This window comes from Polynucleobacter sp. 35-46-11 (assembly GCF_002281105.1).
Genome location: NZ_NCFJ01000216.1, coordinates 1 through 4,070, shown reverse-complemented (window position 1 = coordinate 4,070; position 4,070 = coordinate 1). Strand labels below are relative to the sequence as shown.

Sequence of the window (4,070 nt, the reverse complement as noted above, 5' to 3'; positions counted from 1 at the left end):
TTCTGGTGTCGCGTGAAATCAACGATATTTTGCGTGAACATCAGTCACTCAAACAAAAGTATTTTGTAGTGCTGACCCTATTTAGTTTGATGTTGCTAGGGGGTGCATTTTGGCTGAATTTAATGATGCAATGGCAGCGGCGCAGCTTCAATATGTTGGCCAAGTCAGAGGATGAGAAAAATCTGTTAATCGCCAACCTAGAAGGCGAGCGCAGCCGCGCCTTGGATATTGCTTCTAAAGATCATCTCACAGGCTTATGTAATCGGCGCATGTTTATGGAGCTGGGTGCTAGCCATTTAATCCGCAATAAACGTGCACGTAGTTTTAGTGCTGTGTTGTTTATTGACTTGGATCGCTTTAAATCTATAAACGACAGTTTGGGGCATCATATTGGGGATTTGCTGTTAAAAACAGTAGCTACTCGGTTGCAGCAAATGTTACGTGCTTCGGACATTACTTCACGCTTTGGTGGAGATGAGTTTGTGATTATGTTGACGGAGTTGGAAAAAGAATCGGATGTGGTAGAGATTGCAGAAAAAATTGTAAGCACCATCGCTGCACCATGCTTAAATTTGGATGGCCATGATATTCAGATTTTAGCCAGTATAGGCATTGCTATTTCGCCACGCGATGGTAATGATTTGCAGGCACTTATTCGCCATGCTGACTTGGCGATGTACCAAGCTAAACAATCTAAATCGGGGAGTTACGCGTTTTTTGACCCTAGCCTTAACAGCACTAATATCTTGCAGTTTGAATTAGAGCAGCGCTTCACTAGCGCATTGCTTAATGATGAGTTTGTGCTGCATTTCCAACCCAAAGTGGAAGTCAGTGGTTTTAAAATTGTCGGCCTTGAAGCCTTAATCCGCTGGAATCATCCGCAGCAAGGGTTAATTTATCCGAGCGAATTTATTCCGCTGGCAGAAAATACTGGCCACATTCTGGATTTGGGAATGTGGGTTATCCGCGCTGCATGTCAGCAAATTAGGCTTTGGAAAGATAAGCAAATCCCAGCGGTTAGAGTGGCGGTCAATGTGTCTGCACAGCAACTTAAAGATGACACATTGGCAGGCTATATTGATGCATGTATTAAAGAGTTTGGCTTGGCGCACCAAGACCTTGAAATTGAAATCACCGAAACGAGTTTGATTGATAATTTTGATGAGGTGAAATCTAAGTTGAAAAAAATTAAAGCGACCGGCGTCACTGTAGCGTTAGATGACTTCGGCAACGGATTTTCCAGCTTGAGCTACATCAAAACCTTACCGATTGATGTGATCAAAATTGATAAAGCGTTTATCGCGGATATTAAAAATAGTCACGATGATGCAATTATTGTGAACTCTACCATTACCTTAGCCCACAATTTGGGCAAGCAGGTGGTGGCAGAGGGGGTGGAAACCATCGATCAACTCGTACACCTGAAAACTGCAGGATGCGACCAAGTGCAAGGTTATTATTTTAGTCGGGCAGTGTCCGCAGAAAAAGCTGAAGCTTTGATGATAAAAGAAGTGCTATTTCATAATGAAACTTAAATTAATCGGATTGATGTTGGCTTTCGCTGCAAGCATATTTAGCAGCAATCTTTATGCTGAGCAAAAGTCATGCGAAGACCCTACGCCCATCCGTTTTGCCTTGATTCCCAAAAAGAACATGGTAGAGCAGTTGCGTTACTATCAGCCTTTGCTGCGCCTGCTAGAAAAAAACCTGAATCGCAAAGTAGAGGTGTTGCAACCCACCTCTTATGGCACAGTGATTGAAGGCTTGTTATCCAATGCGGTGGATATTGCTGAGCTTGGTGCTGGTTCTTATGCATTGACCAAAAAACGTGATGCCAATGCGATTGAAGCTTTTGCCACTTATTCACACACTAAAGGCCACTTTACCGAAGAAGGAAAGTACTACCGATCCATTTTGATTGTGAAAAGTGACAGCCCTTATAAAAGCTTTGATGCGTTACGAGGCGCTACATTAAACCTGACCGACCCTGCGAGCACTTCTGGGGCGATAGTGCCACAAAAAATGTTTTCTGCCACAGTAGGCATGCCGCTTAATATTTTCTTTGAAAGAATTTTATATTCAGGTTCACACGAAGCGGCAATCAAGCTAGTGCATAAAGGGTTTAGCGATGCTGCTTTTGTAGCCAGCATGCGTTTGGATGAAGAGATAAAAGCGCATAAATTTCGCAACAATGATTTTAAAGTGTTGTGGCAATCCAATCCTATTCCAAATGAGCCCACAGTTTACCGAAGCAATCTGTGTGAGCCACTCAAGTCAAAAATCAGACAAGTATTTTTCAACCATGCCACAGAATTGGCACCCATGTTGCGCAATTTAAATTTGGTAAAGTTAGTTGAAACCAATGATGCTGAGTATCAAGCGGTGATTCAGGCCTACGAATAAATTGAGATGGCCGCATCAGATAACCACCTTATGTTTTATAGATATTTTTCTAGAATTTCAAATGCAAGATTTTGTATCAGCTGTTCGCCTACGCCTAAGTTAGCTGGGTATGGTTTCACGATGCCAGTTTTTTTATAACCATGCCGGCAATAAAAATCAATCAGTTCTGCGCGCACTAGGAGTACGTTCATATTGATTTTATTCAGGCCTAAATTTTTAGCAATATAGTCTTCGGCAGCTGATAGCGTTTGCTTGCCTATGCCTTGTTGCTGATGGGTAATTGCAACGGTGAGTAAGCCGATTTTGGCGCTATCTGTAGTTTTTTCTATGAGAACACAACACACTAATTGCTTATGCTTAAACCCTAGTAATAAGCTGTTATTGCTATTTTGAATCAGGTCTGTGGCTTGTTGTTGATTAAGCCTGTTGCCGCGTACAATTTTGGATTCATTAGTCCAGCTGGCATGAGGATTTGTGGGGCGATAGCTTGCGTTCACTAATTCAATAATTGAATCAACATCTTCAACATTGGCGATTCTGAAACTAATGGTCATGATAGATAAGGGTTCTTGAAGACTTAACTGGGGTAATGAAATTTACACCATTAATTACAGTTCAAGCGCATAAGCTTGCAGTTTTTTATACAACTAATGATAGTATTAGCTTAATGCGTTTTGCTGTGAAGCGCATGCTGCCTATGGATGACAAGGATTTATCATGTTTACATTAACGCTCACTTTGGACTCACTCTCCATTTATATTGTGGCTGCTGATATTGTAATTTTGCTCAGTTATGTGTTGTATTTATTTCACAAAAAAAGAGAGCTGGCAAAAGCAACGCAAACGATTACAGAATTCATTACTGACTATTTCACTCACACGGGTGCCGAGGTTCGCGTCAGTTGCTATCAGCTTGAAGGCCTGAGACGCTTCGTGACATTGATTGAGTCGCAGCCGTTAAAACGTTTTCGCTATTCCAATGTGCTTGAAAATAACCTGATTGCCCACATTTTTCAAAAAACCGGTAACACTGTAGAGAAAATTTATTGGCGTTTCCCAGTGGTGATGCATAGAGACGCCATGTTAGAAGAAGCCAAAGCCGAAGTTGAAACGGACGACGCTTATTTCTTAGATGTGCAAAACGCCACAAATGGTTCGCCCACTTATAAAGTATCAGAAGCCTCTTGGGATGAGTTTAAAGGCTCAACTTAATTGTTTACAAAATGCAGGCGAGCGGTATTTATTTTTAAGCGCTGAATGATTGATGTAGGTCAAGCCCAGCACTTTTCTGAAACCGAAAATTTTATGAATGACGTAAAATAAAAGTGTAGTTACCTCATTAATTTATAAGGATTTTCCATGTTTCCAGAGTATCGCGATTTAATCACCCAGCTTAAACACAAAGATTTGCACTTTACTAAACTGTTTGAGCGTCATAACGAGATTGACCAGCAAATTCAAAATTTTGAAGCCAATGTTGAGCAGGCTTCTGAGTTGACAATTGAAACTCTCAAAAAAGAGAAATTGAATTTAAAAGACCAACTCTACGCAATTCTAGTCAAGGCTAGCCAGGCTTAAAATTTCAAGTTTGCTATCGACAATGGTGCTGTGAACGGCGTTTACCACACAGCACACATGGCTAGTTTTTGTCATCAACATCTGCATTA

At 41.2% G+C, this 4,070-nt stretch carries 5 protein-coding genes; 4 read left to right on the top strand and 1 reads right to left on the bottom strand.

Translation table 11 applies throughout. The features are described 5' to 3' along the window. Positions 1–1,535, top strand: a 1,535-nt coding sequence (locus tag B7Y67_RS12150) for a bifunctional diguanylate cyclase/phosphodiesterase (protein WP_293598872.1), incomplete at its 5' end; no start/stop codon positions are given. Next, positions 1,525–2,403 carry a phosphate/phosphite/phosphonate ABC transporter substrate-binding protein gene (locus B7Y67_RS12145; RefSeq protein ID WP_293598871.1) on the top strand — a complete coding sequence of 293 codons (879 nt, stop codon included), beginning with the start codon at positions 1,525–1,527 and terminating at the stop codon, positions 2,401–2,403. The genes B7Y67_RS12150 and B7Y67_RS12145, both read left to right, overlap by 11 nt. A 35-nt stretch (positions 2,404–2,438) precedes the next feature. Here B7Y67_RS12145 and B7Y67_RS12140 read toward each other — a convergent pair whose 3' ends face one another. Beyond that, positions 2,439–2,957, bottom strand: coding sequence for a GNAT family N-acetyltransferase (locus tag B7Y67_RS12140; RefSeq protein WP_293598870.1), 519 nt, complete (start codon positions 2,955–2,957; stop codon positions 2,439–2,441). Positions 2,958–3,120: 163 nt separating this feature from the next. On the opposite strand from B7Y67_RS12140, the gene B7Y67_RS12135 reads away from it, so the two are divergent. Together B7Y67_RS12135 and B7Y67_RS12130 are read left to right on the top strand one after the other, a co-directional pair. After that, entirely contained in the window at positions 3,121–3,615 is a 495-nt protein-coding gene (locus tag B7Y67_RS12135; protein ID WP_293598869.1) for a hypothetical protein, read from the top strand. Positions 3,616–3,762: 147 nt separating this feature from the next. Further along, positions 3,763–3,981 carry a YdcH family protein gene (locus tag B7Y67_RS12130; RefSeq protein ID WP_293598868.1) on the top strand — a complete coding sequence of 73 codons (219 nt, stop codon included), beginning with the start codon at positions 3,763–3,765 and terminating at the stop codon, positions 3,979–3,981. The last annotated feature ends 89 nt before the right edge of the window (positions 3,982–4,070 follow it).